We start from the raw sequence: 25,142 nt of genomic DNA, 5'->3' as shown, positions 1-25,142 counted from the left end.
GATCAGGCTGAGGCACGGCGGATGGCCCGGCCGCTGTGGATGAACAAGGCATGCCCGGAGCCGTCGTCGCCGACGAACACATGCGGGACGTGGATGCCGTTCTCGGCCTCCAGCGCGATCAGGCTCTCGTCGTTGCGGCCGACCAGCTCGACGGGCTCCGGAGTCGGGCCCAGCTCGGCGAAGATGCCCTTCGGGAGCTGATCCAGCCACACCCGGCCGTCCTCGTCCTGCCGGACCACGAGGTCCATGGCCTCACAGCTGTAGGTGCCGACGAACCGGTCCGCGTTGATCGGTACCGGAGTCGCCGGGGGAGTGGGGAGGGCGGGCAGTTCCAGTCCGGCGAGTTCCTTGACCACATGGCTGACCACGGCCTTGTAGAGCTCGATGGTGTCGCCACCGTTGGTCAGTACGGTCACTGCCAGGCCATGCTCCGGTACTACCCGCAGGAACGCGTTCTGGCCGATCGTGCCGCCGTCGTGGCCGATCACGGTGGTGCCGTCCCAGTCGAAGATCTCCCAGCCGAGTCCCCACGAGTCACCCATCATGCCGAGCGCAGGGAGCTTGACCTGTTGCTCCTGCATCGCCTTGACGCTCGCAGGGCTCAGTACCGCCGTACCGTCCGCCGCTACACCCGAGTCGAGGTGGAACTTGGCGAATACGAGCAGATCGCGCGGACTCATCGCCAGCATCGCTCCGGCGGGCGCCATTCCACGGGTCATCGCCCAGATCGGCGCCGGTACCGGTGCGGCGTTAGGGGCCGGCCGGAGGTGCCCGACCGCCGCACGATGCAGGATCGCCTCGTACGGGTCGGTGGCGGCGTGCTGCAGGCCGAGTGGAGCAAGGAGGTGCTCGCGCAGGGCGCTGTCGAACGGCTTGCCGCGCAGTACCTCGATCAGCCGGCCCAGGATCGCGAACGCCGCGTTGTTGTACGAGAACATCTCGCCCGGCGCGAAGAGCTGGCTGGTCCCGGTCAGCGTGGCAACGAACTTCTCGACCGCGTCATCGCCCTTGCCGGTCTCGTTGAACAGATCACCCTCGAAACCGGACGTGTGGCTGAGCAACTGGCGGATGGTGATCACGGCCGCCGCCGCTTCGTCGCCGATCACGAACTCCGGGAGGTACTCGCGCAGCGGCTTGTCGAGGTCGATCCTGCCCTCGTCGACCAGTTGCATGACCAGCGTCGTCGTCCAGACCTTCGTGATCGAACCGATCTGGAACACCGTGTCGGCGGTGGCCGGCACCTCGGTCGCCTTGCTCAGTACGCCGGCCGCGTGGTCGATCACTTCGTCGCCGAACAGCACGCCGACCGCCGTACCGGGGACCTGGTGCTCGGCGAGCAGCGCCGGCAGCCGGTCTTGAAGCCACGTCTCGATTTCGCTCAGGGTCGCCATGCACCGACGCTAGGACCGCCTGTCGCCGGAGTATTCGTCGCAGCCGACAACTAGCCAGCCCGATTTCGTCCGGGCCGACGAGGTGTCAGGATCGGACGATGGAGCAGAGGTACTGGTACGCCGACGGCCTGGACCCCGAAGAGCTGGCCTTTCAGCGCCTGTACGGTCCCGTGGAACCGGCCACCCGGGAAGAGGCGGCCGAGTTCTTCGGCGGACTCGGGCTGGACTGGTGGATCGCGGGCGGCTGGGCCGTCGAGGCCTTCACCGGCGTCTCGCGGCCGCATGAGGATCTGGACGTCTCGTTCTGGCGGCGTCAGGTGCCGGAGCTGGTCGAGTACGCCGAGGGCCGGTACCACGTCTGGGCGGCGGGTAGTGGCGGGATCCGCGCGCTGTCACCAGACAAGTCGGCAATGCCGGACGACGCGGACCAGGTGTGGCTGCGCGAGCATGCGCTGGCGCCCTGGAAGTACGACGTGGTGCTGAATCCGGATCGCGACGGGCGCTGGGTGTTCCGCCGGGACCCCTCGCTCGATTACGCGCTCGACGAGGTCACCTGGGTGGCCGACGACGGCATCCGCTACGTCAATCCCGAGATGGCCCTCGCCTACAAGGCCAAGAGCGATCGTCCGAAGGATCGTGCTGATCTCGCCGCCGCGCTGCCCCTGCTCGGAGCGGCCAGGCGCACCTGGCTGGCCGAGATGATTCACCAGCTGCACCCGGATCACGCCTGGCTGGAGCAGATCAACGGCGGCTGAGCAGAAAAGTCGGCCTGATCGGGAATAAACGGGGCAGTTCGGGAACAAGTGGGCAGGACTTACTCTTGAGGGTGTTATGACCTCTTCTGGCCGCCGGACGGTCTACCTCGATCACGCTGCGACGACACCTATGCTGCCCGCGGCCATCGAGGCGATGGCGATCCATCTCGGGCGGACCGGCAACGCCTCCTCGCTGCACGGGTCCGGACGGGCCGCGCGGCGGACGGTCGAGGAGTCGCGGGAGACGATCGCGGAGGCGCTGGGCGCCCAGCCGAGCGAGGTGGTGTTCACCTCGGGCGGTACGGAGGCGGACAACCTCGCCCTCAAGGGGCTGTGGTGGGCCAGGCTGGCCGAGGACCCCCGTCGCCGGCGGATTCTTTTGAGTGGGATCGAGCATCACGCAGTACTGGATCCGGCTGTTTGGCTCGGGCAGCACGAGGGCGCCGAGATCGAGTGGCTGCCGGTCGACGAGCTGGGCCGGGTGCGGCCCGAGGACGTCCAGCGGGCGATCGAGAAGGACCCCGAGTCCGTGTCCTTCGTCACGTTGATGATGGCCAACAACGAGGTCGGCACGCTGCAGCCGATCCAGGAAGTCGGCGCGCTCGCGAAGCCGTACGGGATCCCCGTGCACACCGACGCCGTCCAGGCGGTCGGGCAGGTGCCGGTGAACTTCGCCGAGCTGGGCGTCGACGCGATGACGGTGAGTGCTCACAAGGTCGGCGGCCCGTTCGGGATCGGCGCGCTGGTGGTCCGCAAGGAGACCAAGCTGGTGCCGATCGTGCACGGCGGCGGGCAGGAGCGCGACGTCCGCTCGGGCACGCTGGACACCCCGGCGACGGCCGGCTTCGCGGTGGCCATCGAGCACGCGATCAAACACCAGGCTGAGCACGGCGCGCGGCTCAGGGCCCTGCGCGACGCGCTGATCGAGGGCATCACCGAGACGGCGCCGGGCGCGATGCTGTCGGGTGACCCGGTGGGACGCTTGCCCGGTAACGCACACTTGTCGTTCAAGGACTGCGAGGGCGACTCGCTGCTCCTCCTGCTCGATGCGCGGGGGATAGAGGTCTCCACCGGGTCGGCCTGCAACGCAGGGGTCGCCGAGCCCAGCCACGTGCTGCTGGCGATGGGGTACGACGACCAGCGAGCTCGCGGGTCGCTCAGATTCACCTTGGGGCACACGTCCAGCCGGGCCGACGTGGACGCCGTACTGGACAACATCGGGCCCGTTGTCGAGCGGGCGATGTCCGCCGGATTGCAGAACGTAGGAAGGAACCACTGATGCGGGTACTCGCAGCCATGTCCGGCGGGGTCGACTCCGCCGTCGCAGCGGCGCGGATGGCCGAAGCGGGGCACGAGGTGGTCGGTGTGCACCTGGCCTTGAGCCGCAACCCGCAGTCGTACCGCAGTGGTGCCCGCGGCTGCTGCACGATCGAGGACTCCCGCGACGCCCGCCGCGCCGCTGACGTGCTCGGCATCCCCTTCTACATCTGGGACCTGGCCGAGCGGTTCCACGCCGACGTGGTCGAGCCCTTCGTCGCAGAGTACGCAGCAGGCCGTACTCCGAACCCGTGCCTGCGCTGCAACGAGAAGGTAAAGTTCAGCGCCGTGCTGGAGCGCGCGCTGGCGCTCGACTTCGATGCCGTCGTCACCGGGCACTACGCGCAGATCGTCGAGACCCCCGCGGGCCGTGAGCTGCACCGCGCGGTGGACCCGGCCAAGGACCAGTCCTACGTGCTCGGGGTGCTGACCCAGGAGCAGCTCAAGCACGCCTTCTTCCCGCTCGGTGACACCCCGAAGACCGAGATCCGGGCCGAGGCCGAGCGTCGCGGCCTGTCCGTCGCGGCCAAGCCGGACAGCCACGACATCTGCTTCATTGCGGACGGCAACACTCCGGGCTTCCTCAGCAAGCAGCTGGGTGAGTCACCCGGCGACATCGTCGACGCCCAGGGCAACAAGCTCGGCGAGCACAAGGGCACCCACGGCTTCACCGTCGGCCAGCGCAAGGGCCTGAAGATTGGTACGCCGGCCGCCGACGGCAAGCCGCGATTTGTGCTGGACATCTCGCCGGTCGAGCGGACCGTCACGGTCGGATCGCGCGCGGAGCTCGCGGTCGAGCGGCTGACCGCGTCGAAGCCGCGCTGGTGCGGCCCGGTCCCGACCGAGACGCTGCACGTGAAGGCCCAACTGCGGGCGCACGGCGACGAGATCGCGGTCACCGCGCGGCTCGAGGGTGACCAGGTGTTGGTCTCCTTCGACGAGCCTGCAGACGCCGTCGCCCCCGGCCAGGCGGTTGTTCTGTACGACGGCACCCGGGTGATCGGCTCGGCCACCATCGACACGGTCGAGCGCGCAACCCAGAAGGTCTGACCTCCCGTGCTGCGGATGAAGGACACCTGCGAGCGCTGCGCCGCCCAGCTCGGCCCCACGGCCGACGCGGTGATCTGCAGCTACGAGTGCACCTTCTGCCCGGAATGCTCCGAGGCGATGGCGCACGTCTGCCCGAACTGCGGCGGTGAGCTGGTCCGGCGGCCGACCCGTACCACCGGCGCGACCCAGATCGCTTCCCGGACCCCGGGCCGCATCACCAGGTATCTCCAACGGAACAGGACCACCACGTGAGCAGTCCCTTCGGCCCAGCGGCGACCACTGCAATGGGCTCGCTGCCCGGCGAGGACGTGCGCGAGTGGACGAAGTACGTGCTCGAAGGGGTGACCATCCCGTTCCTCCCGGAGCTGCCGGCCCGCCCGTACGCCGACATGGTGAGCCGGGCCGCTGGCGTGATCACGTCATTGGCTCTCGACCTCCAACCTGCTGGCTGGCGCTTGACCGGCGGTAACGACCCACGGGCGAGCCTTGACCAGCGGCGGGCTCGCTCCTTGCTGCTGCAGAACCTGGATGTCCTGGAGGAGCTGGCGGATGGGTACACCGGGCCGCTGAAGCTCCAGGTGACCGGGCCGTGGACGCTGGCGGCGACGGTGGAGCTGCCTCGGGGCGACAAGGTGCTGGCGGATCACGGTGCTCGGCGCGACCTGGCCGAGGCGTTGGCTTATGGGTTGCAGGACCATATTGCTGACCTCCGGCGACGGGTGCCGGGGGCTGAACTTGTGGTGCAGCTGGATGAGCCGGAGCTGCCCGCAGTACTGGCTGGGGCTGTTCCTACTGCCAGTGGGTGGGGCAAGCATCGCTCTGTCGACGGGCCGGGGTCTGTTGACCTGCTGAGCCGGGTGATCGAGGCTGCGGCGCCTGCGCTCACGGTGGTGCACTGCTGTGCGGCACGGCCGCCCATTGAGGTGTTCCGGAAGGCAGGGGCCGGGGGAGTGGCAGTGGACGTGTCCCTGCTCACGGATGCCGCTTGGGAGCAGATTGCCTTTGCAGTGGAGGACGGTACGACGCTGTACGCGGGCGTAGTACCGACTACTGGACCTGTGCCCAAGGCGGAGCAAGCTGCGGCGCTCCTGACCCGTCGCTGGCACGAGATCGGCCTGGCGCAGAAGTCTCTGGTCGACGTCGTGATCACCCCAGCGTGCGGTCTCGCGGGCTCCCCGTCACCTTCGGATGCCCGAGCCAGGCTGGAACTTCTCGGTCGTACGGCAGAAGTCGTCGGAGACACCGCAGAGGCCTAGAAATGTCCCTGGCGGGCGGTAGGTTCTGGCTATGAGTACGGAGATTCCCGAGACCAGTGCCGCCGAGCAGCCCGCCGCGCCGCCGGAGGTGCGGGAGCGGCATGCCGAGCTGAGCCGGGAGATCGAGGAGCACCGGTTCCGCTACTACATGGCGACCTCGACCATCTCCGACGAAGACTTCGACGCGTTGATGCACGAACTGCAGGGGATCGAGGAGCAGTACTCCGAGCTGCAGACGCCGGACTCACCGACGCAGAAGGTCGGCGTGCCGATCTCGACGCTGTTCACCGCGGTCGAGCACCCGCAGCGGATGGAGAGCCTGGGCAACGCCTTCTCCGCCGAGCAGATGGAGGCCTGGGCCAAGCGGCTGGAGCGTGAGGTCACCGTCGCGCAGATCCACCAGAGCGGATTCCTGTGTGAGCTCAAGGTGGACGGCCTGGCGCTCGACCTGGTCTACGAGAACGGCCGGCTGGTCAGCGGCGCCACCCGCGGCGACGGCCGGACCGGCGAGGACATCACGCTGAACGCCCGCACCATCGACTCGATCCCGAACGAGCTGAAGACCGACGACCCGCCGGCCTTCCTGGAGGTCCGGGGCGAGGTCTACTTCCGGGTCGAGGACTTCACCGAGCTGAACGCGCAACTCGTTGAGGCAGGCAAGGACCCGTTCTCCAACCCACGCAACAGTGCGGCGGGATCGCTGCGGCAGAAGGACCCGCGCGTCTCCGCGAGCCGCCCGCTGCGCTTCGTAGTACACGGCCTCGGCAAGGTCGAGGGCTACCACCTGACCCGCCTGTCGGAGGCGTACGACCAGCTCAAGGCGTGGGGCCTGCCGGTCAGCGACCGCGCCCGCCGGGTCACGACTCTGGACGAGGTCAACGAGTTCATCGCGTACTACGGGGAGAACCGGCACTCCGTCGACCACGAGATCGACGGCGTCGTGGTCAAGGTCGACGAGGTCGATCTGCAACGCGCGCTCGGCTCGACCTCGAGCGCGCCGCGCTGGGCGATCGCGTACAAGTACCCGCCGGAGGAGGTCACCACCAAGCTGCTCGACATCCAGGTCAACGTCGGGCGGACCGGCCGGGTCACTCCGTTCGGCGTGATGGAGCCGGTCCGGGTGGCCGGCTCGACCGTCGAGTTCGCGACCCTGCACAACGGCCAGGAGGTGGAGCGCAAGGGCGTCTGGATCGGCGACACCGTCGTACTCCGTAAAGCGGGCGACGTGATCCCCGAGATCCTCGGGCCGGTGATGGAGCTACGGCCCAAGGACGCGTACCCGTTCCGGATGCCGACCGAGTGCCCGTCCTGCGGGACGACACTGCGGCCGATGAAGGAAGGGGACATCGACATTCGATGCCCCAACGCCCAATCGTGTCCGGCGCAGCTGCGCGAGCGGCTGTTCCACCTGGCCGGGCGGTCCGCTTTTGACATCGAGGTGCTTGGCTTCAAGGCAGCCGATGCGTTGATCAGCAGCGAGTTGATCGCGGATGAGGGCGATCTGTTCGGGCTGACCGAGGAGGCGCTGGCGAGCAGTTCGTTCTTCACCACCAAGGCCGGCGCGCTGTCGGCCAACGCGGTGAAGCTGCTCGCCAATCTGGAGCAGGCCAAGCAGCAACAGCTGTCCCGTGGCCTGGTCGCGCTGTCGATCCGGCACGTCGGACCGACCGCTGCGGCCGCGCTAGCGGCGGAGTACGAGGACATCGACGCGATCGAGGCGGCCTCGGAGGAGGAGCTGTCGCAGATCGAGGGTGTCGGGCCGACCATCGCGCACGCGGTGATCGAGTGGTTCGAGATCGACTGGCACCAGGAGATCGTCCGGAAGTGGAAGGCGGCCGGCGTCGAGCTGCGGCAGGTGCGCACCGGGCCGACCGTCGAGCAGACGCTGACCGGCCAGTCCGTCGTGGTGACCGGCACGGTTGAGGGGTACAGCCGGGACGAGGCGACCGAGGCGATCGTGTCGCGCGGCGGCAAGGTGGCCGGGTCGGTGTCGAAGAAGACGTCGTTCGTCGTGGTCGGCGACTCGCCCGGATCCAAGTACGACAAGGCGGTCCAGCTCGGGGTGCCGATCCTCGACGCCGCGGGCTTCGTGGTGCTGCTCACCGACGGGCCGGAGGCGGCCGCGGCGGTCGCGACGAATCGCGAGCCGGACGAGGGCTGACAAGTCGACGGATCCAGCTGCTCCACTGATCCGTCCGACTGTTAGCTTTCACCTTCTCGACGTGGTTTCTAAGGAGCAGATATGACGACGCCGCCACAAGGACCGTGGGGTCCTGGGCAGCCGGGGGGCCAGCCGGGCGGGCATGGGGGACAGCCGGAGGGACAAGGCGGTCGGCCGGGGCAGCAGGGTGGTGGCTGGGGACAGCAACCACCTCAGCAGCACCCGCCTGCTCAGCCTCACCCAGAACAGGGCCGGCCCCCGCAGCAGGGCGGCGGGTGGAGTCAGCCTCCGCAGGGCGGTCAGCCTGGTGGTGGATGGGGTCAGCAGCCTCCGCAAGGTCCGCCTCCGCAGGGCGGTCAGCCAGGTGGCGGTTGGGGTCAGCAGCCTCCTCAGCAGGGCCAGCCCCCGCAAGGCCAGCCCCCGCAGTACGGTCAGCCGCCGCAGTACGGGCAACCCCAGCAGTACGGGCAGCAAGGTCAGCCTTGGGGCCAGCAGCCGCCGCAGGGCGGATGGCAGGGTGGCCAGCAGCCTTGGCAGGGTGGGCCAGGTGGACCCGGGCGGCGGAAGGGCGGCATCCCGAAGGAGAAGCTGCCGTTCGTGATCGGCGGGGGCATCATCGGCCTCGTGGTGATCGCCCTGTTGGTGTTCCTCGGCGTCCGTGCTCTCGGTGACGACGACAAGACGACCAACCCGGGCCCGCAGCCGACCCAGTCGGCAGCCGGCGGTCAGGCGCAGGGCACGACCGACAAGTTGCAGAGCGCTGGGTTCCAGTGCAGCGACCTGTTCAACGGCGCGGAGGGTGCGCACCGCGGCTGCTTCAAGCTCGACGACGTCAGCCAGGCCGAGGTGATCTTCCAGTTCCAGGCCGACGGCACGATCATCAGCACCCTGGTCCGGTCGTCGAACCGGGAGAACGTCAACAACGCCGCGGTCGTCTTCGACGCCGCGCTGCAGGCGATCGGCAACGACACCTTCGGCGGCAGTGAGGTGGCGAAGATCCAGGCGGCAGTGAAGACCGGCCAGAAGGACGCCAAGGTCGAGACCTCCTGGGGAAAGTTCAACCTGTTCAACGACGGCGACTCGATCCAGTTCTCCGGCCGCAAGTCCGGGATGGAGTCCTTCGACGTTCCCAAGAAGGAGTTCCCGACCACCGTCGCCGAGATGATCACGGCGCTGAAGGCGAAGCAGTACACCTGCACGCTGAGCTGCCGCAAGGACCTGGGCAGGTCGGGCTCGCAGCGGATCTTCCCGCTCGGTGGTTCCAGCAAGACGATCCATTCCCTGGACATCGAGGCCTCCGGCGACCCCGCCGACGTGAAGGCAGCCCTGCCGGGTGCCGTCGCCGACGCGATGGGCGTGCTCAAGGGCGAGGACGTGGAGGCGATCAAGAGCTTCCTCGCCGCACACACCGACGGGAAGCCGTACGCTGGTTATGTGGCCGGCTGGCGGATCGAGCTGACCCACTCGGGCAACGATGACTACTCGTCGCAATCGATCAGCATCAAGTACGAGTCGTACTACGTGTGAGGTGTGATGAAGTACAACCCGGAGAAGCGGGCGGAGACCCCGGTGGCGAAGCCGCCGCCGGAGTCGGAGTACCGGGTGGACGGCGGCGGCCCGTGGGGGCCGACCCAGTTCGATCTGCCGGAGCGTAACGGCGACAACACGCTGGCAGCGGTCCTGGTCGCCGCGATCGGGACCGTCCTGCTGCTGGCGCTGGCCGGCGCCTGGACTCTCTGGTACTTCAAGTTCAACTGAACCGCTACACCCACACGATCATTCGCCCCCTTTTCACCCTCTACGTCAGCAGGTCAGTGACCGCTGCCGAGCAACGAGGGTGAAAAGGGGGCGAATGATCGTTCGGGGTGAGGGTTAGGCGCTGGCGCGGATGGTGACCGCGAGGTTGGCCAGGTAGCTCAGCCGGGCAACCTCGGAACCGAGGAACTCAGGACCACCGCGACGGCCGATCACCAGCACGCGGCGGTTGGACTCCAGCGGTGCCGCGACCAGGACGGACTCGGCCAGACCCTTGTGATCGGGCGCGGCCAGCGTCGTTGCCTTCTCCAGCGGCAGCCACTGGTCACCCAGGTCGCCGAACTCCGGCGTCGCGCTGGTCTCCAGCGCGACCTTGATCTCGCTGCCGGTACCGTCCAGCAGCGCGGCCCAGTCGGCATGCAGCACCGCAGGGGCCTGCTCGACCAGGATGTCGACCGCTTCGGCCGGAGCGGACGTCATCTGCTCGACGGCCTCGAGGTCCATGTGCAGGCCGCCGCCGGCGCCGTACCGGGAGAACCAGATCACCTCGACGTCGGGGACGCCGTTGCAGGCGGAGACCAGCCGGTCGGGCAGTACGCCCGGTGGAAGGTCGACCACGATGTCGTCGACGGCAGTGCCGTTCTCGCGCCGGTGCTCCACGATCTCGATCGCGTGGATGTCGGCGTTCACCTCGCCGAGTGCCGTTGCGACGGTGCCCAGCGAACCGGGCCGGTCCGGGATGATCAATCGCAGCAGGAACACCGAACGATCATCTCCCAGCCGAATGCCACGCAAATTACGCCCTGTCGCGGCCAATGTTACAGAGCGGAACAAAGTGACACGCCGGGCCCTCTCATCTGGTGAACGATTGACCCTGTGGAAACCGGAAATACAAGTGTCACAACGGGCCACTAGGATGAGCGCGTCCGTAGAGGTAGGTGCGAGCCGCACGCTGCCGGCAACTCGCTGTAGACCATTGGAATCCTTCATGCCATCGATTACCCGCGAAGAGGTCGCGCATCTGGCGCGACTGGCGCGGATCGAGCTCACCGAAGACGAGCTCGACCACCTCGCTCCGCAGCTCGAGCAGATCATCGGCCTGGTCGCCCAGGTCAGTGAAGTGGCTGCCGAGGACATCCCGCCGACGTCGCACGCCCTGCCGCTCACCAACGTGATGCGCCCCGACGTGAACGTCCCGTGCCTTACGCCGGAGCAGGCGCTGTCCGGCGCCCCGGCGGCCGAGGAGCAGCGTTTCCGGGTACCGCGGATCCTGACCGAGGAGGCATGAGATGAGCGACCTGACGCGGAAGACCGCGGTCGAACTCTCCGAGCTGATGAGCTCGGGCCAGGCGTCGTCGGTGGAGATCACGAGTGCGCACCTGGACCGGATCGGTGCCACCGACGGCGCCGTGCACGCATTCCTGCACGTCGACACCGAGGGCGCTCTCGCCCAGGCGGCTGACGTCGACGCACGTCGTGCCGCGGGTGACGAGCTCGGCCCGCTGGCCGGCGTGCCGCTGGCGTTGAAGGACGTGCTGACCCAGGACGGCATCCCGACCACCGCCGGCTCGAAGATCCTCGAGGGCTGGAAGCCGCCGTACGACTCGACCGTGGTGAAGCGGCTCAAGGCGGCCGGCATCGTCATCCTCGGCAAGACCAACATGGACGAGTTCGCCATGGGGTCCTCGACCGAGAACTCGGCGTACGGGACGACCCACAACCCGTGGGACCTCAACCGGATCCCGGGTGGTTCGGGTGGCGGCTCGTCGGCCGCGATCTCGGCGTACCAGGCACCGCTCGCGATCGGCACCGACACCGGTGGTTCGATCCGCCAGCCAGCCGCCTTCACGGGCACGGTCGGCGTGAAGCCGACGTACGGCGGGACTTCGCGGTACGGGCTGATCGCGCTGGCCTCCAGCCTGGACACGCCTGGCCCGTGTGCGCGGACGACGCTCGACGCGGCGCTGCTGCACGAGGTGATCGCCGGGTACGACCCGATGGACTCCACCTCGATCAACCAGCCGGTACCGGCCGTCGTGGACGCCGCTCGGCGCGGTGACGTGACCGGCCTGCGGATCGGTGTGGTCAAGGAGCTCGGCGGCGAGGGGTACCAGCCGGGTGTCGAGGCCCGCTTCCAGGAGGCGGTCGAGCTGCTCACCAAGCTCGGCGCCGAGGTGGTCGAGGTGTCCTGCCCGCACTTCCAGTACGCGCTGCCGGCGTACTACCTGATCCTGCCGAGCGAGGCCTCGTCCAACCTGGCCAAGTTCGACGCGATGCGGTTCGGCCTGCGGGTCGGCGACGACGGCGAGAACGACGCCGAGAAGGTGATGAGCCTGACCCGCGAGGCCGGTTTCGGTCCCGAGGTCAAGCGCCGGATCATGCTCGGCACGCACGCGCTGTCCAGCGGCTACTACGACGCGTACTACGGCCAGGCGCAGAAGGTGCGGACGCTGATCGCCCGCGACTTCACGGCGGCCTACGAGCACGTCGACGTACTCGTGTCGCCCTCGACGCCGACCACCGCGTTCGCGATCGGCGACCGGGTCAACGACCCGATCGCCATGTACAAGAACGACCTCTGCACGATCCCGTCGAACCTGGCCGGCAACGCGGCCGCGTCGTTCCCGGTCGGCCTCGCGGACGAGGACGGCCTGCCGGTCGGCTTCCACGTGATGGCGCCGGTGATGCGCGACGACCTGTGTTACCTGGTCGGGGCGGCGCTCGAGTCGGCGTATGCCGATCAGTGGGGTGGCGTGCTGATGTCGAAGGCTCCGGAGCTGGAGGTCACCCGATGACTGTGGTTGCTGATGTGCTGTCCATCGATGACGCTTTGGCGCAGTTCGACCCGGTGATGGGCCTGGAGGTCCACGTCGAGCTGAACACCTTGTCGAAGATGTTCTGTGGTTGCCCGACCGTATTCGGCGCCCCGCCGAACACGCAGACCTGCCCGGTCTGCCTGGGCCTGCCCGGCGCGCTGCCGGTGGTGAACGCGCGGGCGGTCGAGTCCGCGATCAAGATCGGCCTCGCGCTGAACTGCGAGATCGCCGAGTGGTGCCGGTTCGCCCGGAAGAACTACTTCTACCCGGACATGCCGAAGAACTTCCAGACCTCGCAGTACGACGAGCCGATCGCCTTCAACGGGTGGACCGAGGTCGTCGTCGACGGGGAGACGTACCGGATCGAGATCGAGCGCGCGCACATGGAGGAAGACACCGGCAAGTCCACCCACGTGGGTGGCGCGACCGGTCGTATCCACGGTGCGTCGCACTCGCTGGTCGACTACAACCGGGCCGGCATCCCGCTGATCGAGATCGTCACCAAGACGATCGAGGTCCCGCCGGCCAAGGCGGCCGCGGTCGCGCGTGCGTACGTGAGCATGCTGCGCGATCTGCTGCTGGCGCTGGACGTCTCCGACGTACGGATGGACCAGGGGTCGCTGCGGTGTGACGCCAACGTGTCGCTGAAGCCGTCCGGTTCGTCTTCGTTGGGCACCCGGACCGAGACGAAGAACGTGAACTCGTTCCGTTCGGTCGAGCGCGCGATCACCTACGAGATCACCCGGCAGGCCGCCGTACTGGTTGCCGGGGGCAAGATTCTCCAGGAGACCCGGCACTGGCACGAGGACACCGGGGTCACCACCTCGGGCCGGGAGAAGTCGGACGCCGACGACTACCGGTACTTCCCTGAGCCCGACCTGGTGCCAGTTGCGCCGGCGCGCTCTTGGGTCGAAGAGATCCGCGCGACGCTGCCTGAGGCGCCGCCGGTTCGTCGCGCTCGGTTGCAGGCCGAGTGGGGCTTCACCGATCTGGAGATGCGCGATGTCGTCAACGGCGGCGTGCAGACCCTGATCGAGCAGACCGTCGCGTTGGGTGTCGCTCCTGCCGCGGCCAAGAAGTGGTGGCTGGGCGAGCTGGCCCGCGCGGCGAACGAGGCCGGCAAGGACGTCGACGCGCTCGGCGTCGGTCCTGCGGAGATCGCCGAAGTTCAGAAGCTCGTCGAGGCGGGCGCCCTGAACGACAAGCTCGCCCGCGAGGTCTTCGACGGCCTGGTCAAGTCCGAAGGCAGCGTCAGCGAGATCATCGCCGCGCGCGGTCTTGCCCTGGTCTCCGACGACTCGGCGCTGCAGGAAGCCATCGACCGAGCCATCGCGGCCAACCCTGACGTCGTGGAGAAGGTCAACTCCGGCAAGCCTGCTGCCGCCGGAGCCCTGATCGGCGCGGTCATGAAGGACATGCGCGGCCAGGCCGATGCGGCCAAGGTCCGCGAACTGCTGAACAAGACCCTCGGCATCTGATCCACCACCACGCTGGGCCCGGCCGCCACCACGGCACCGGGCCCAGCGCCATTTCCACCCGCCTGCCCATGCCGTCGACCTGAAGTCGGCACCTTGAACACCTAGTGGTGACCTTGAACAGGTAATTCCATGTCCGAGGTCACCACAAGGTGTTCAAGGTCGCCAGAACTGGTCAGTGTGGCTGGGTGCGGAGGGGCTAGCGGGTGATGGTGATCCGGAGGATCTGGTCGTCGCCGGGCCCGGGGTCGCCTCGGCCGTCGGTGTTGGACGTGGTCAGCCAGAGGGAGCCGTCGTGGGCGGCTTCGACCGTGCGGAGGCGACCGTACTTGCCGGTGAAGAAGGCGACCGGATCACCCGTACGCTTGCCGTCGGCAACTGGGATCGCCCACAGGCGTTCACCTCGTAGACCGGCCATGAAGATGTAGCCCTGGGCAAACGTGATCCCGCTGGGGGAGGCGTCCTTCGTCGGCCACTGCGCGATCGGGTCGACCATGCCGTCCAGACTGCTGACCCCCTCGGCGGCCGGCCAGCCGTAGTTCGCTCCCGGCGTGATCGCGTTCAGCTCGTCCCAGGTGTCCTGCCCGAACTCCGCGGCGTACAACTGCGACCCGTCGAACGCGAGCCCCTGGACGTTGCGATGCCCCTTGGAGATCCACAACCTGCCACCGGGGTTGCCCGGTGCGGGTTTGCCGTCCGTGGTGATCCGCAGCACCTTGCCGCCGAGCGAGTCGTCGCTCTGCGAGTTCGGCCGATCCGCGCCGTCGCCAGTACCGGCGTACAGGAACCCATCCGGCCCGAATCGCAACCGCCCACCGTTGTGAATCGCCGCCTGCGGAATCCCCTCCAGAATCACCGTCGGCTCACTGATCCCGCCGTTGCTGTAGGTGAGCCGAGCGATCCGATTGTCATCCCCGCTGGAGTAGTACACATAGATGTAAGGCCTCTTCGGGTACTGCGGATCCACCGCGATCCCCAGCAGCCCACCCTCCGACGACGCGTCAACCCCCTCCACCGTCCCGACGTCACTGACCTGCCCGCTGCCGGTCACCCGCTTGATCCGTCCCGAATCCCGCTCAGTCACCAACGCACTGCTATCCGGCAAGAACGCCAACCCCCAAGGCACCTCCACCCCAGTAGCCACCACCCCAGCCACCGCCAGCTTCACCGCCTTCCCGGTCGCCGTCCCACTCGGCCCATTAGGCGAAGAAGTAGACAACGACGGCTGCGCATCCCCACCCCCATCGGAGCACCCACCAACCACCCCAGCCACCACAACCGCCACCAAAACCCAGCGACCCTTACCCATGAGCACCATCCATCCCTAACCCATCCCCAGGCTCCCAAGGTATCGACCACTCCAACGCCACAAACCCCCAGACGTTATGCACAGCCCATCTTGGACTGAGATACACCGCCGGTCGGGGATCTGATCCAATAGACGTCCGAGCAGACCGACAGCGGAGGGTCATGTGAGTATCACCAGGCGTGCGTTGCTCGCCGGTACGGCGACCCTGCCGCTGGCCGGTTCCGTCCAGACAGCCTCAGGAGTTGGCCGCCCGCCTATGAACGACATCAAGGATCAGATCACGAAGCTGGTGGAGGAACACCGCGACGGTGTCGCTCCGATCGTGTCCCTGGGGGATCCCGTACTACGCCAGGTGGCGGAACCGTTCGACGGCCAGGTCGACGACAAGCTCCTGACCGAGTTCATCGACCTGATGCGCCGCACCATGCTGGCCGCCCCCGGCGTAGGCCTGGCCGCCCCGCAGATCGGCGTACCGGTGCGCATCGCAGTACTGGAGGACCCAGCAACAGTCTCCGAAGAGGTAGCAGAAGCGCGCCACCGCTACCCCTTGGCCTTCTTCGCCGCCATCAACCCCTCATACCAAGCCCACGGCCACACCCGCCGAGGCTTCTACGAAGGCTGCCTCAGCATGCCCGGCTACACCGGCGTGGTTAACCGGTACTACGAAGTCGCAGCCACCTACACCGACCCCACCGGCCACCCCCACCACAAAACCTTCGAAGGCTGGCAAGCCCGCATCGTCCAACACGAAACCGACCACCTCCACGGCACCGTCTACGTCGACAAACTCGAGCCTCGCTCCCTGTCGACCACCGACAACTACCTCGACAACTGGAACGACCCGGTGCCCACTCGCGCGGCCCGGGCGCTTCGGTTTCGCCTGGACTGAGTTGCTGTGATGGAGGTCATGGGGTGTTCGGTCAGGTTCTTGTGACTTGTATGGGTAGTTGCACTGGTTGTACCTGGTGGTCACTGTCTGCGACACCTAGCGTTCGTACCGCATCTGTGGCTCGGGGGAGTCGAAGAGCGGTGGGGCGATGTCCAGGAGAGGTCTGCCTGCGGGCAGTACAGCAGTAACGAGGCGTGCGGTAGCAGCGGTCTGCGCGCTGTCGGTCGGTGTTGTGGGATGGCTCAATGCTGTCCCGGGCGCTCCGAAGGAGACCGCGGCGGCTACGCCTGTGCCGGTCGCCGCGTCGAAGCCGGCCTCCGCTGCCGACAACGACAAGACCGCGACCACGCGCGCAAAGGCGTCCGGCAAGCGGGTCGAGCAGTTGGGTAAGCGTACGGAGACCGAGCAGACGTTCGCCAACCCGGACGGCACCTTCACGCTCGAGCAGTCGAACGAGCCGGTCCGGACCAAGAAGGACGGCCGATGGGTCGATCTGGACGCCACGCTGTCGACCGGTCCGGACGGGCGCATCCGCCCGAAGGCGACCTCGCTGGAGATGAGCTTCTCAGGCGGAGGCACCGACCCGCTGATCTCGGTCAAGTCCGAAGGTCACGAGCTGAAGCTCAAGTGGCCGGGCTCCCTGCCGGAGCCGGTCGTTGCCGACGACAACGTGACCTACCCGAACGTGTTCCCAGATGTCGATCTGAAGATCACCGCGTCGGGGAGCTCTTACAGCGAAGTACTGATTGTGAAGACGCCGGAGGCCGCCCGCCTCCCGCAGTTGCGGAGTCTCGACCTGGGGATGGAAGCCCCCGGTCTGAAGGTCACTGAGGTACCCGGCGGTGCGATCCTCGCCAAGGACAGCCTGGGCAAGGTCGTCTTCACCGGTTCGCCGCCCGCGATGTGGGACTCGCGCGGCAAGATCCAGACGCCGGCCGACCAGGACCGTACCGAGGCGCCGGTCGACGGTGACAAGCTCGTACCGATTCCCCTCGAGGTCGACCACGACTCGCTGAAGATCAGCCCGCCCGCCTCCCTGCTGAACGACCCCGCGGCGAAGTACCCGCTGCACATCGATCCGGCGTTCGGCTCGCAGCAGGGCCGGGCCATGATCGACGGCGCGTACCCGGCGAACTCCTACTGGAACTGGACCGGCACTGAGGGCGTCGGCTACCAGAACTTCAGTCCGCCGACCCGCAAGCGCCTGATCTACAAGTTCACCATCGCCGGCCTGCAGGGCGCCCATGTCATCGAAGCCCAGCTCGGAGCCTTCGAGACTTGGTCCGCAAGCTGCGAAAAACGCGAGGTCCAGGCGTGGAAGGTCGCAGCCATCAGCACCACGATCAACTGGAACAACGGCTCCGGCTCGAACGTCTGGCTGAAGCACCTCAGCTCTGTGGTCGACGCCGCCGGATGGAGCGGTGGCAACTGTTCGCCGGGCGGCAAATTGCTCGAGTTCAACATTCTGACCGCCGTCACCGAACAGGCTGCCGCAGGTAGTGGTTGGCTTCACCTCGGTTTGCGCGCCAGCGAGACGGACCCCCTGGCCTGGAAGCGGTTCAGCACCGACGCGAAGATCTCGGTCAAGTACAACCACATCCCCGCCGTCAAGAGCATGGCGACGAAGAATCCGGCCATGGGGTGCGCGCCGAACACGGCCGCGCCGAGGGTTAACGAGCGCAATCCGGTCCCTCAGGTCGTCGTTCAGGACCCCGACACCGGGGATGCGACCTCGGTCGGGTTCGAGTTCTGGACCAACAACACGGACGCGCCCAGATGGCGGGGCACCAGCCTGACGAAGGCGGTCGGCACCGCGGTCGTGTTCACGCCACAGGCTCAGGTCACCATGCTCAGTCCGAACAATCTCACCGGCTGGCGGGCGCGGGTATGGGACGGGCACGACTACTCGGCCTGGTCACCGATGTGCTACTTCTACATCGACACCACCGAGCCACCGATACCGACCGTCACGGTCGCGGGTTCGGACTCGACGATCTTCCCGCTCAACCAGCCGGTCACCGTCAGCCTGTCGAGCACCCGGGCGGACACCAACTACTTCAAGTACACGATCGACACCGAAGAGCCGACCAGCGAGGTCGTCGCGGTCTCCCCGGGGACCTTCACCTTCACTCCCCGGCAGCCGGGACCGCTGGTGATCCGCGCCTGGAGCTTCGACCGCGCCGGAAACCGCAGCGTCAAGTACGGCGAGGAACGCATCAAAGTGGCGACCGGAATCACCAACGGCCGCTGGTACATGAATGAGGGAACTGGAACGATCCTGGGCGACAGCAGTGGAAAACGCCACGAGTTCCAGCTCGGCACGGGACAGTGGGACCACGGCGACCGCTGGTTCGAGGACGAAGACCTGCCTGTCGCCGACTACGCGGTCGGGCTGGCCGGCAATACGTCGATGGCCTCGACGGCATCCGACATCGTGGACACCAGCCGGAGCTTCACCGTGAGCGCACGGGTCGCGATCGGGGCCAAGACAACGCGGCAGGTCGCGGTCAGCGAGGACCGGGCGGGATCCGGTGGCTTCACGCTCGGACTGCAGAGCATGGATCTGACCGACCCCGGCGAGCCCAAGGCCAGCTGGTCGTTCTCCATCCCCGACCCGAACAGCACAGGACAGATCACGATCGTCTCCGCGCCTGCCACCTACCTGCCGGGTAGCTGGATCTATCTCACCGGTATGTACGACTCGGCCAGCCGGGAGCTCAGCCTGCTCGTCGACGGGGACGATGTGACTCCGCCGCTGAAGACCGGGGCGGGCGGCGCGCTGATCTCTCTGCTGCCAGGGATCAAGCCCGCCCCCGACGGCACCGGACAGTTCCGGGTGGGCTCCGCCTTGGTCAACGGCGCCCAGAACTACTTCCTGAACGGGAAGGTCGACGACGTCCGGATCTATCCCGGACCGGTCGACGACAACACGATCGATCAAGACTCCGTTGAGGCACCGTGAGATCCCGAGGACGTCACACTATGCGCAGCTTGCGATCCGCCAGGGCTGCCCTGGTCACTCTGCTCGGCGTCAGTCTGATCGCCGGAGTGGGGACCTATGTCCCCGAGGCCGAGGCGAAGACGAAGCCGCGGCCGGCCCCGGCCGTCAAACAGGAGAAACCGACACCTGGCAAGGACTTCCAGGCGAAGCCGTCGACGAATCGTGCCGCCGAGCAGTCGGTCGAGGCGTCGAAACCCCAGCCGCTGCCGGAGTGGCCGGCAGCGTCGAGTTCGGTCACCGGTACGGCGGTCGGACAGTCAGCAGTCGGCAAGAAGGCTGCCTCGCCGATCTCCGTGACGACTGTCGCAGCCGGTACTACGAAGACGGCAACCACCCCGCCGTCGATCAAGGTCGACGTGCTGAGCCAGGCCGACGGCGCCCGTCTGGGCGTCGAAGGCGTCGTCCTCCGACTGGCCCGGACCGATCCGCAGAAGACCGCTGCCAAGGCGTTGGTGCGCGTCGACTACTCGAAGTTCGCCTCGGCCTTCGGTGGCAACTGGGCCAGCCGGCTGCGCATCGTCGAGCTGACCTGCAGCGCCGGTGGCGCATGCAGCGAGAAGCGAGTACTGCCGGGCGCCGGCAACGACAGCCAGAAGCAGACCGTATCGGCGGAGCTCGACCTTCCCGCCGTACCGGCTCAGGGAGCTGCCGCGAAGGCGGCGACCGCTTCCTTCACCACGCTGGCCGTCGCGGCGGGCGCCTCCGGGTCGACCGGATCGTATGCGGCGACCCCGCTTTCCGCGTCCTCCGGCTGGAACGTAGGCACCCAGACCGGCGACTTCACCTGGAACTACCCGCTGCGGGTACCTCCGGGCACAGCGGGACCGCGACCGGAGCTGTCGATCGGCTACAGCTCCGGCTCGGTCGACGGGCAGGTTGCCTCAAGCAACAACCAGACGTCCTGGGTCGGTCAGGGACAGACGCTCGAGCCTGGCTTCATCGAGCGCAAGTACGTGTCCTGCGCGGACGACATGAAGAACAGCAACACGACGGTCAAGACCGGCGACCTGTGCTGGAAGACCGACAACGCGGTGCTGTCGCTCGGCGGCCACTCCGGTGAGCTCGTCAAGATCACGGCCGACACGTTCAAGCTGCGCAACGACGACGGATCACGGATCCAGCGGGTGTATTCCGCGGGCAACCACAACGGCGCTCGCGCAGGTGAGTACTGGGTGCTCACCACCTCCGACGGAACCCAGTACTACTTCGGCAGCAACGTGACCATCTCCGGGACGGATCGGACCGACTCGGTCAACTCCGTGCCGGTCTTCGGCAACCAGACCGGCGAGCCGTGCAATGCGGCCACCTTCGCCGCGTCGTACTGCCAGCAGGCCTGGCGGTGGAACGTCGACCGGGTGGTCGATGTCCACGGCAACCTGATGACGTACCGGTACATCCAGGAGAACAACTACTACGGCCGCAACAACAACACCGGAGTATCGCTCTACCAGCGGGCCAGCTATCCCTGGATCATCGACTACGGCAAGGTGACCGCGACCGAGACGACGAAGAACGGGACGGCCCGTGCCTGGTTCGAGGTCGCGGAGCGTTGTATCCCGAGCGGAGCGATCACCTGTGCGCCCGCCCAGCTGACCGCGGCCAACGCGGCGTACTGGCCGGACGTACCGTTCGACCAGCTCTGTACTTCCTCGACATCTTGTCCCAACCGCACCTCACCGTCCTTCTTCAGCCGTAAGCGACTGGCGAAGGTAAACACCGAGACGCTGAACGGCAGCGGCTGGTTGCCGGTCGACACCTGGACCCTGACCCAGGACTACCCGCCGACAGGCGACACCACTGATCCTTCGCTGTTCCTGCGGACGATCACCCACCAAGGGCGGTCCGGTGGAACTCTGACCAACCCGTCAGTCACCTTCGTGGGAATCAACAAGCCGAATCGCGTGGACGCGATCGGTGACGCGGCCCCGGCCATGAACAAGTGGCGGGTCGCCTCGATCGCGTCGGAGTCCGGGCAGATCACCAACGTCAACTACAGCGCTCCGGATTGCACGCCGACATCGAAGCCAGGTGTCGAGGATGCGCCGACCAATACCAGGCGATGTTTCCCCGTCTACTGGACGATCGAGGGCGGCGCGGCGCCGACGCTGCACTGGTTCAACAAGTACGTGGTGACCAGCGTCGTCGTGGACGACGCCAGTACGGACGGACCGGATCAGGGCACCTTCTACGAATACTTGGGCACTCCCGCGTGGCACTTCGACGACAACGAGCTCACTGTGCTCGCCTACCGCAGCTGGGGTGATTGGCGAGGCTACTCGAAGGTCAATGTGGAGACCGGCCCGGTCAACGACCGGACCCGGTCCCAGTACACCTACTTCCGCGGGATGCACGGTGACTACCTCAACAAGGCTGGCACCACCAAGAAGTCGGCCAGCGTCACCGACAGCCAGGGCGACGCCATTGTCGACGCGCCTCGGCTGAACGGCTTCGTCCGCGAACAGATCACCTACAGCGGTGCCGGTGGTCCGGAGGTCAGCGGCACGATCAGTACGCCCTGGACCAAGCAGACCGCAGCTGACGACGGTGCGGTCTCGACCCTGCTGCAGACGAAGTCGACCTTCGTCCGGACCCGGCTGAGCAGCGGGACGTACCGGACGGTCGGCACGGCGACCGAATTCGACGACCTCGGGATGCCGATCTCGGTCGACGACCTCGGCGACATCGCCACCACGGCCGACGATCGCTGCACCCGCTTCACCTACAACCGCAACGAGGCGGCGCAGATTCTGAGCGCGGTCAGCCGGGAGGAGAAGGTATCGGTCGGTTGTAGCGCGACCCCGAACCGGCCCGCCCAGGTGATCTCGGACGAGCGCTCGTACTTCGACGGTCACACGGATCTCAACGAGGCTCCCGTCGACGGCCTCGTCACCAAGGTCGAGACGATGAGCGGCTGGTCCAACGGGCCGCAGTACGAAGAGCGGTCGCGGACGACGTACGACAGCCTTGGCCGGGTCAAGGAGACCTACGACGGTCTGGGGCGCAAGACGAGCGCGGTGACCTACACGCCGGCCACCGGTGGACCGGTCACCGGCCGCGCGGTCGAAGATGCGAAGGGCTATGTCAGCTCGACGATCATCAACCCCGCGTGGGGTTCGACAGTGGCGGAGGTCGATCCGAACGGGCGGCGTACCGACCTGACGTACGACGCCTTCGGGCGGCTGACCGGGGTCTGGCTGCCGAACCGGTCCAAGGCCGGTAACGCGACTGCCTCGATGACCTTCAGCTACCTCCTGTCGAAGACGGCGCCGAATGTCGTTGCCACGCAGGAACTGCTGCCGGATGGGACGTACAAGATCAGCAGGACGCTCTTCGACGGACTCCTGAGGCAGCGTCAGGTGCAGACGCCGGCTGCGACCGGGGTCGGCAGGGTCCTGGCGGACACGACGTACGACTACTACGGCAACGTCGCGACCACTACGGGCGCGTACTACGACGACAAGTCGGCGCCGACGAACACCTTGTTCGACGCGAACGAGCCGAACTTGCCCGCGCAGACGGTGAACACCTACGACGGTGCGAGCCGTCCGGTGCTCTCGGTCTTCAATGTTCAGGGGCACGAGCAGTCGCGGACGCAGACGATCTACGGCGGCAATGCGACCGCTGTCATTCCGCCGACCGGCGGCACGACGAGCATGCAGCTCTTCGATGCCCGCGGCAAGGTGAGTGAGCTACGGCAGTACCACGGTGTCGCCGCGGGTGGGGACTTCGATTCGACGAAGTACACCTACACGCCGGACGACCAGCTCGACACGGTCACCAACGCCGCGGGAAGCGTTTGGCGGTACGGGTATGACATCCGGGGCCGGCAGATCTCGTCGGCCGATCCGGACAAGGGCACCACGACTTCGACGTACGACAAAGCCGACCGGCTGGTGTCCACCAAGGACGCGCGGAACCAGTCGATCTTCTACTCGTACGACGAACTGGATCGCAAGACGGCGGCTCGCAGTGGTTCGGCGACCGGTACCGTGCTCGCGTCATGGGTCTACGACACGCTCGGCAAGGGGCTGCTGACCTCGTCGACCCGCGTTGTCGATGGCAACAGCTATGTCAACGCCATCACCGGCTACGACCTCCTTGACCGCCCGGTCGGTACCAGCGTCACGATCCCGGCGTCTGAGGGCAAGCTCGCCGGGACGTACACCGCAACGACGACGTACAACCCGGACGGCAGCGTCAACAAGGCCAAGCTGCCCAGTACTCCAGGTCTCCCGGACGAGACGATCACGATGGAGTACGACGCCTTCGGGAACGCCGACGGTATCGGTGGCTGGCAGTCGTACGTGGCGGGGACGAAGTACGGCGAGTACGGCGACCCGCTGCAGTACCGGATGGGGCAGGCTTCGGAGAAGTCGATCTACCAGTCCTTCGAATATGAGCAGGGCACCCGCCGGCTGGCCAAGATGGATGTCGACCGAAGCACGATCGTCGCGGCCGACGACACCTTCAACTACACCTACGACGACGCCTCCAATGTCACCTCGGTGACGCACACCATGGGCGCCACCGTGGACCGGCAGTGCTATGCGAACGACTACCTCCGCCGTACGACGGAAGCCTGGACGCCTGCGGGGACCTGTGCCGCTACGCGTTCCGCTTCCACCCTCGGTGGGCCGGCGCCGTACTGGCAGTCCTACAACTACGACAAGTCCGGCAACCGCACGAGTCTTGTGGACCACAAGGCAGCCGGCGACACCACATCCACCTACACCTACCCCGCCGCGACGGCTGCGCGACCGCACGCGGTCACCGCGGTCAACGGCGCCGGCCCGGCCGGTACGTCGGTCGACAACTACGCCTACGACGCGACGGGCAACCTGTCGTCCCGGACCGTCGGCGGCGACACCGACATCCTCGCCTGGGACGCCGAGGGGCACCTCTCCTCGGTATCCGGCCCTGCCGGCGACACAGGCTTCATCTATGACGCAGAAGGCAGCCGCCTGATCCGTCACGACCCGAAGGGCTCGACGCTCTATCTGGCCTCGGCCGAAGTCCGGTGGGACAGGGCAACCGACAAGGTGAAGTCAACGAGGTACTACGACTTCAACGGCAAAACCGTCGCCATGCGCAACGACGCCGTGACGGTCGAATACCTGATGTCCGACCCGCAAGGCACCTCGACTGTCTCGGTAGACGGCTCGACCACGGACATCCCCCGCCGCTACATGGACCCCTTCGGCAATGCTCGCGGCACCCCATCCCCAACCTGGGAACCCAACAGCCACGGCTTCGTCAACGGCGTCGACGACCCGTCAACGGGTCTGACTCACCTGGGCGCGCGAGAGTACGACGGCAAGCTAGGCCGCTTCATCAGCGTCGACCCCCTGGTCGACATAGCCAACCCGCAAACCCTGAACGCCTACTCGTACTCCACCGGCAACCCAGTAACGTTCAGCGACCCGACGGTCTGATCGTCAAGCCCGAAGGCGGCCCACGAAACCCGACCAAGCCAACCAAGCCGGTCAAGCCGGTCAAGCCGCCTACACCGGCTGAGGCCGAAGAAGAAGCACAGCAGCAGGCGGTCGCCGAGATCACCCACCACCGCGAAGCAAAAGAAGAAGCCAAGCGGGTCATCAAGCGAGTCGTCAAGGACCTCGTCAAGATCATCGCCGACGAGATCGGCGTCACCGACGCCCTCAACTGCTTCACCGACGGCGACATCGGCGGCTGCATCTCCACCGGCGTGACAGTCCTGTCCTCCTTCGCCGGCGGCATAGCAGGCAAACTCCTCAGCAAGTACCTCCTCCACGCGAAGAAGGCTTGGAAGCTGGTCGGCCGAATAAAGGACCTGATCGGCGAGGCCATCGACGGCATCAAGGGCTTCCGCAAGGCGGAAGAGGAACTTCAGAAGACGGTCAGCCGATGTAATTCGTTCACGCCGGGCACCTTGGTTCTCTTGGCGGACGGGTCGACGAGACCAATTGAGAGTTTGAAAGTCGGAGACAA

At 67.0% G+C, this 25,142-nt stretch carries 19 protein-coding genes; 14 read left to right on the top strand and 5 right to left on the bottom strand.

What is annotated here, in order from left to right:
• Positions 1 to 2 precede the first annotated feature (2 nt).
• Positions 3 to 1,391: a serine hydrolase domain-containing protein gene (locus OHA70_RS38525; protein WP_328326611.1), complete on the bottom strand. Its 1,389-nt coding sequence runs from the start codon at positions 1,389 to 1,391 to the stop codon at positions 3 to 5.
• A 98-nt stretch (positions 1,392 to 1,489) separates the two neighbouring features.
• Here OHA70_RS38525 and OHA70_RS38520 point away from each other — a divergent pair, with 98 nt between their 5' ends.
• The 6 genes from OHA70_RS38520 to ligA all read left to right on the top strand — a co-directional run bounded on the left by OHA70_RS38520 (position 1,490) and on the right by ligA (position 7,930).
• The gene (locus OHA70_RS38520; RefSeq protein WP_328326609.1) at positions 1,490 to 2,146 is read left to right on the top strand and encodes a nucleotidyltransferase domain-containing protein; all 657 of its coding nucleotides are present in this window, start codon (positions 1,490 to 1,492) and stop codon (positions 2,144 to 2,146) included.
• A 76-nt stretch (positions 2,147 to 2,222) separates the two neighbouring features.
• On the top strand, positions 2,223 to 3,425 hold the full coding sequence (locus OHA70_RS38515; RefSeq protein ID WP_328326607.1) for a cysteine desulfurase family protein: 1,203 nt from the start codon (positions 2,223 to 2,225) through the stop codon (positions 3,423 to 3,425).
• Positions 3,425 to 4,513: a tRNA 2-thiouridine(34) synthase MnmA gene (mnmA, locus tag OHA70_RS38510; RefSeq protein WP_328326605.1), complete on the top strand. Its 1,089-nt coding sequence runs from the start codon at positions 3,425 to 3,427 to the stop codon at positions 4,511 to 4,513. Before OHA70_RS38515 ends, mnmA begins: the two co-directional genes overlap by 1 nt.
• Positions 4,514 to 4,528: 15 nt before the next feature.
• A complete protein-coding gene (locus OHA70_RS38505) occupies positions 4,529 to 4,765 on the top strand; it encodes a DUF1272 domain-containing protein (RefSeq protein ID WP_328335306.1) in 237 nt (78 codons plus the stop codon).
• Positions 4,762 to 5,769, top strand: coding sequence for a methionine synthase vitamin-B12 independent (locus tag OHA70_RS38500; RefSeq protein ID WP_328326603.1), 1,008 nt, complete (start codon positions 4,762 to 4,764; stop codon positions 5,767 to 5,769). Before OHA70_RS38505 ends, OHA70_RS38500 begins: the two co-directional genes overlap by 4 nt.
• 31 nt (positions 5,770 to 5,800) lie before the next feature.
• Positions 5,801 to 7,930, top strand: a complete 2,130-nt coding sequence (gene ligA / locus OHA70_RS38495; RefSeq protein WP_328326601.1) for an NAD-dependent DNA ligase LigA — start codon at positions 5,801 to 5,803, stop codon at positions 7,928 to 7,930.
• A 48-nt stretch (positions 7,931 to 7,978) separates the two neighbouring features.
• Here the strand turns inward: ligA and OHA70_RS38490 are convergent, their stop codons facing one another.
• Positions 7,979 to 8,404 (bottom strand): hypothetical protein, encoded by a 426-nt coding sequence (locus OHA70_RS38490; protein ID WP_328326599.1) that lies wholly within the window; start codon positions 8,402 to 8,404, stop codon positions 7,979 to 7,981.
• Between the two features lie 123 nt (positions 8,405 to 8,527).
• On the opposite strand from OHA70_RS38490, the gene OHA70_RS38485 reads away from it, so the two are divergent.
• Positions 8,528 to 9,457, top strand: a complete 930-nt coding sequence (locus tag OHA70_RS38485; RefSeq protein WP_328326597.1) for a hypothetical protein — start codon at positions 8,528 to 8,530, stop codon at positions 9,455 to 9,457.
• Between the two features lie 6 nt (positions 9,458 to 9,463).
• Positions 9,464 to 9,688 (top strand): hypothetical protein, encoded by a 225-nt coding sequence (locus tag OHA70_RS38480; protein WP_328326594.1) that lies wholly within the window; start codon positions 9,464 to 9,466, stop codon positions 9,686 to 9,688.
• A 114-nt stretch (positions 9,689 to 9,802) separates the two neighbouring features.
• On the opposite strand, the gene OHA70_RS38475 is transcribed toward OHA70_RS38480, so the two are convergent.
• Positions 9,803 to 10,447: an ACT domain-containing protein gene (locus OHA70_RS38475; protein WP_328326592.1), complete on the bottom strand. Its 645-nt coding sequence runs from the start codon at positions 10,445 to 10,447 to the stop codon at positions 9,803 to 9,805.
• A gap of 226 nt (positions 10,448 to 10,673) precedes the next feature.
• On the opposite strand from OHA70_RS38475, the gene gatC reads away from it, so the two are divergent.
• Genes gatC through gatB form a run of 3 tightly spaced genes read left to right on the top strand, consistent with a single transcriptional unit; the run spans position 10,674 to position 13,979 of the window.
• Positions 10,674 to 10,973 carry an Asp-tRNA(Asn)/Glu-tRNA(Gln) amidotransferase subunit GatC gene (gene gatC, locus OHA70_RS38470; RefSeq protein WP_328326589.1) on the top strand — a complete coding sequence of 100 codons (300 nt, stop codon included), beginning with the start codon at positions 10,674 to 10,676 and terminating at the stop codon, positions 10,971 to 10,973.
• Position 10,974: 1 nt separating this feature from the next.
• Positions 10,975 to 12,480 (top strand): Asp-tRNA(Asn)/Glu-tRNA(Gln) amidotransferase subunit GatA, encoded by a 1,506-nt coding sequence (gene gatA / locus OHA70_RS38465; RefSeq protein WP_328326587.1) that lies wholly within the window; start codon positions 10,975 to 10,977, stop codon positions 12,478 to 12,480.
• Positions 12,477 to 13,979, top strand: a complete 1,503-nt coding sequence (gatB, locus tag OHA70_RS38460; RefSeq protein WP_328326586.1) for an Asp-tRNA(Asn)/Glu-tRNA(Gln) amidotransferase subunit GatB — start codon at positions 12,477 to 12,479, stop codon at positions 13,977 to 13,979. Before gatA ends, gatB begins: the two co-directional genes overlap by 4 nt.
• A gap of 196 nt (positions 13,980 to 14,175) precedes the next feature.
• Here the strand turns inward: gatB and OHA70_RS38455 are convergent, their stop codons facing one another.
• Positions 14,176 to 15,285, bottom strand: a complete 1,110-nt coding sequence (locus OHA70_RS38455) for a PQQ-dependent sugar dehydrogenase (protein WP_328326584.1) — start codon at positions 15,283 to 15,285, stop codon at positions 14,176 to 14,178.
• 163 nt (positions 15,286 to 15,448) lie between these two features.
• Between OHA70_RS38455 and OHA70_RS38450 the strand changes: the two genes are divergently transcribed.
• From OHA70_RS38450 to OHA70_RS38440, 3 genes are all read left to right on the top strand, one after another.
• Positions 15,449 to 16,174: a peptide deformylase gene (locus OHA70_RS38450; protein ID WP_328326582.1), complete on the top strand. Its 726-nt coding sequence runs from the start codon at positions 15,449 to 15,451 to the stop codon at positions 16,172 to 16,174.
• A 148-nt stretch (positions 16,175 to 16,322) separates the two neighbouring features.
• Positions 16,323 to 19,136: a LamG-like jellyroll fold domain-containing protein gene (locus OHA70_RS38445; protein WP_328326580.1), complete on the top strand. Its 2,814-nt coding sequence runs from the start codon at positions 16,323 to 16,325 to the stop codon at positions 19,134 to 19,136.
• Positions 19,137 to 19,156: 20 nt separating this feature from the next.
• A complete protein-coding gene (locus OHA70_RS38440) occupies positions 19,157 to 24,607 on the top strand; it encodes an RHS repeat-associated core domain-containing protein (RefSeq protein ID WP_328326579.1) in 5,451 nt (1,816 codons plus the stop codon).
• On the opposite strand, the gene OHA70_RS39830 is transcribed toward OHA70_RS38440, so the two are convergent.
• A complete protein-coding gene (locus tag OHA70_RS39830; protein ID WP_442913858.1) occupies positions 24,556 to 24,945 on the bottom strand; it encodes a hypothetical protein in 390 nt (129 codons plus the stop codon). The genes OHA70_RS38440 and OHA70_RS39830 overlap by 52 nt on opposite strands.
• Positions 24,946 to 25,142 lie beyond the last annotated feature (197 nt).

The organism is Kribbella sp. NBC_00382 (assembly GCF_036067295.1).
In the GTDB taxonomy this organism is placed as follows: domain Bacteria; phylum Actinomycetota; class Actinomycetes; order Propionibacteriales; family Kribbellaceae; genus Kribbella.
The sequence above is the reverse complement of the archived record's forward strand: the minus strand, read 5'-3'. Positions and strand labels throughout refer to the sequence as shown.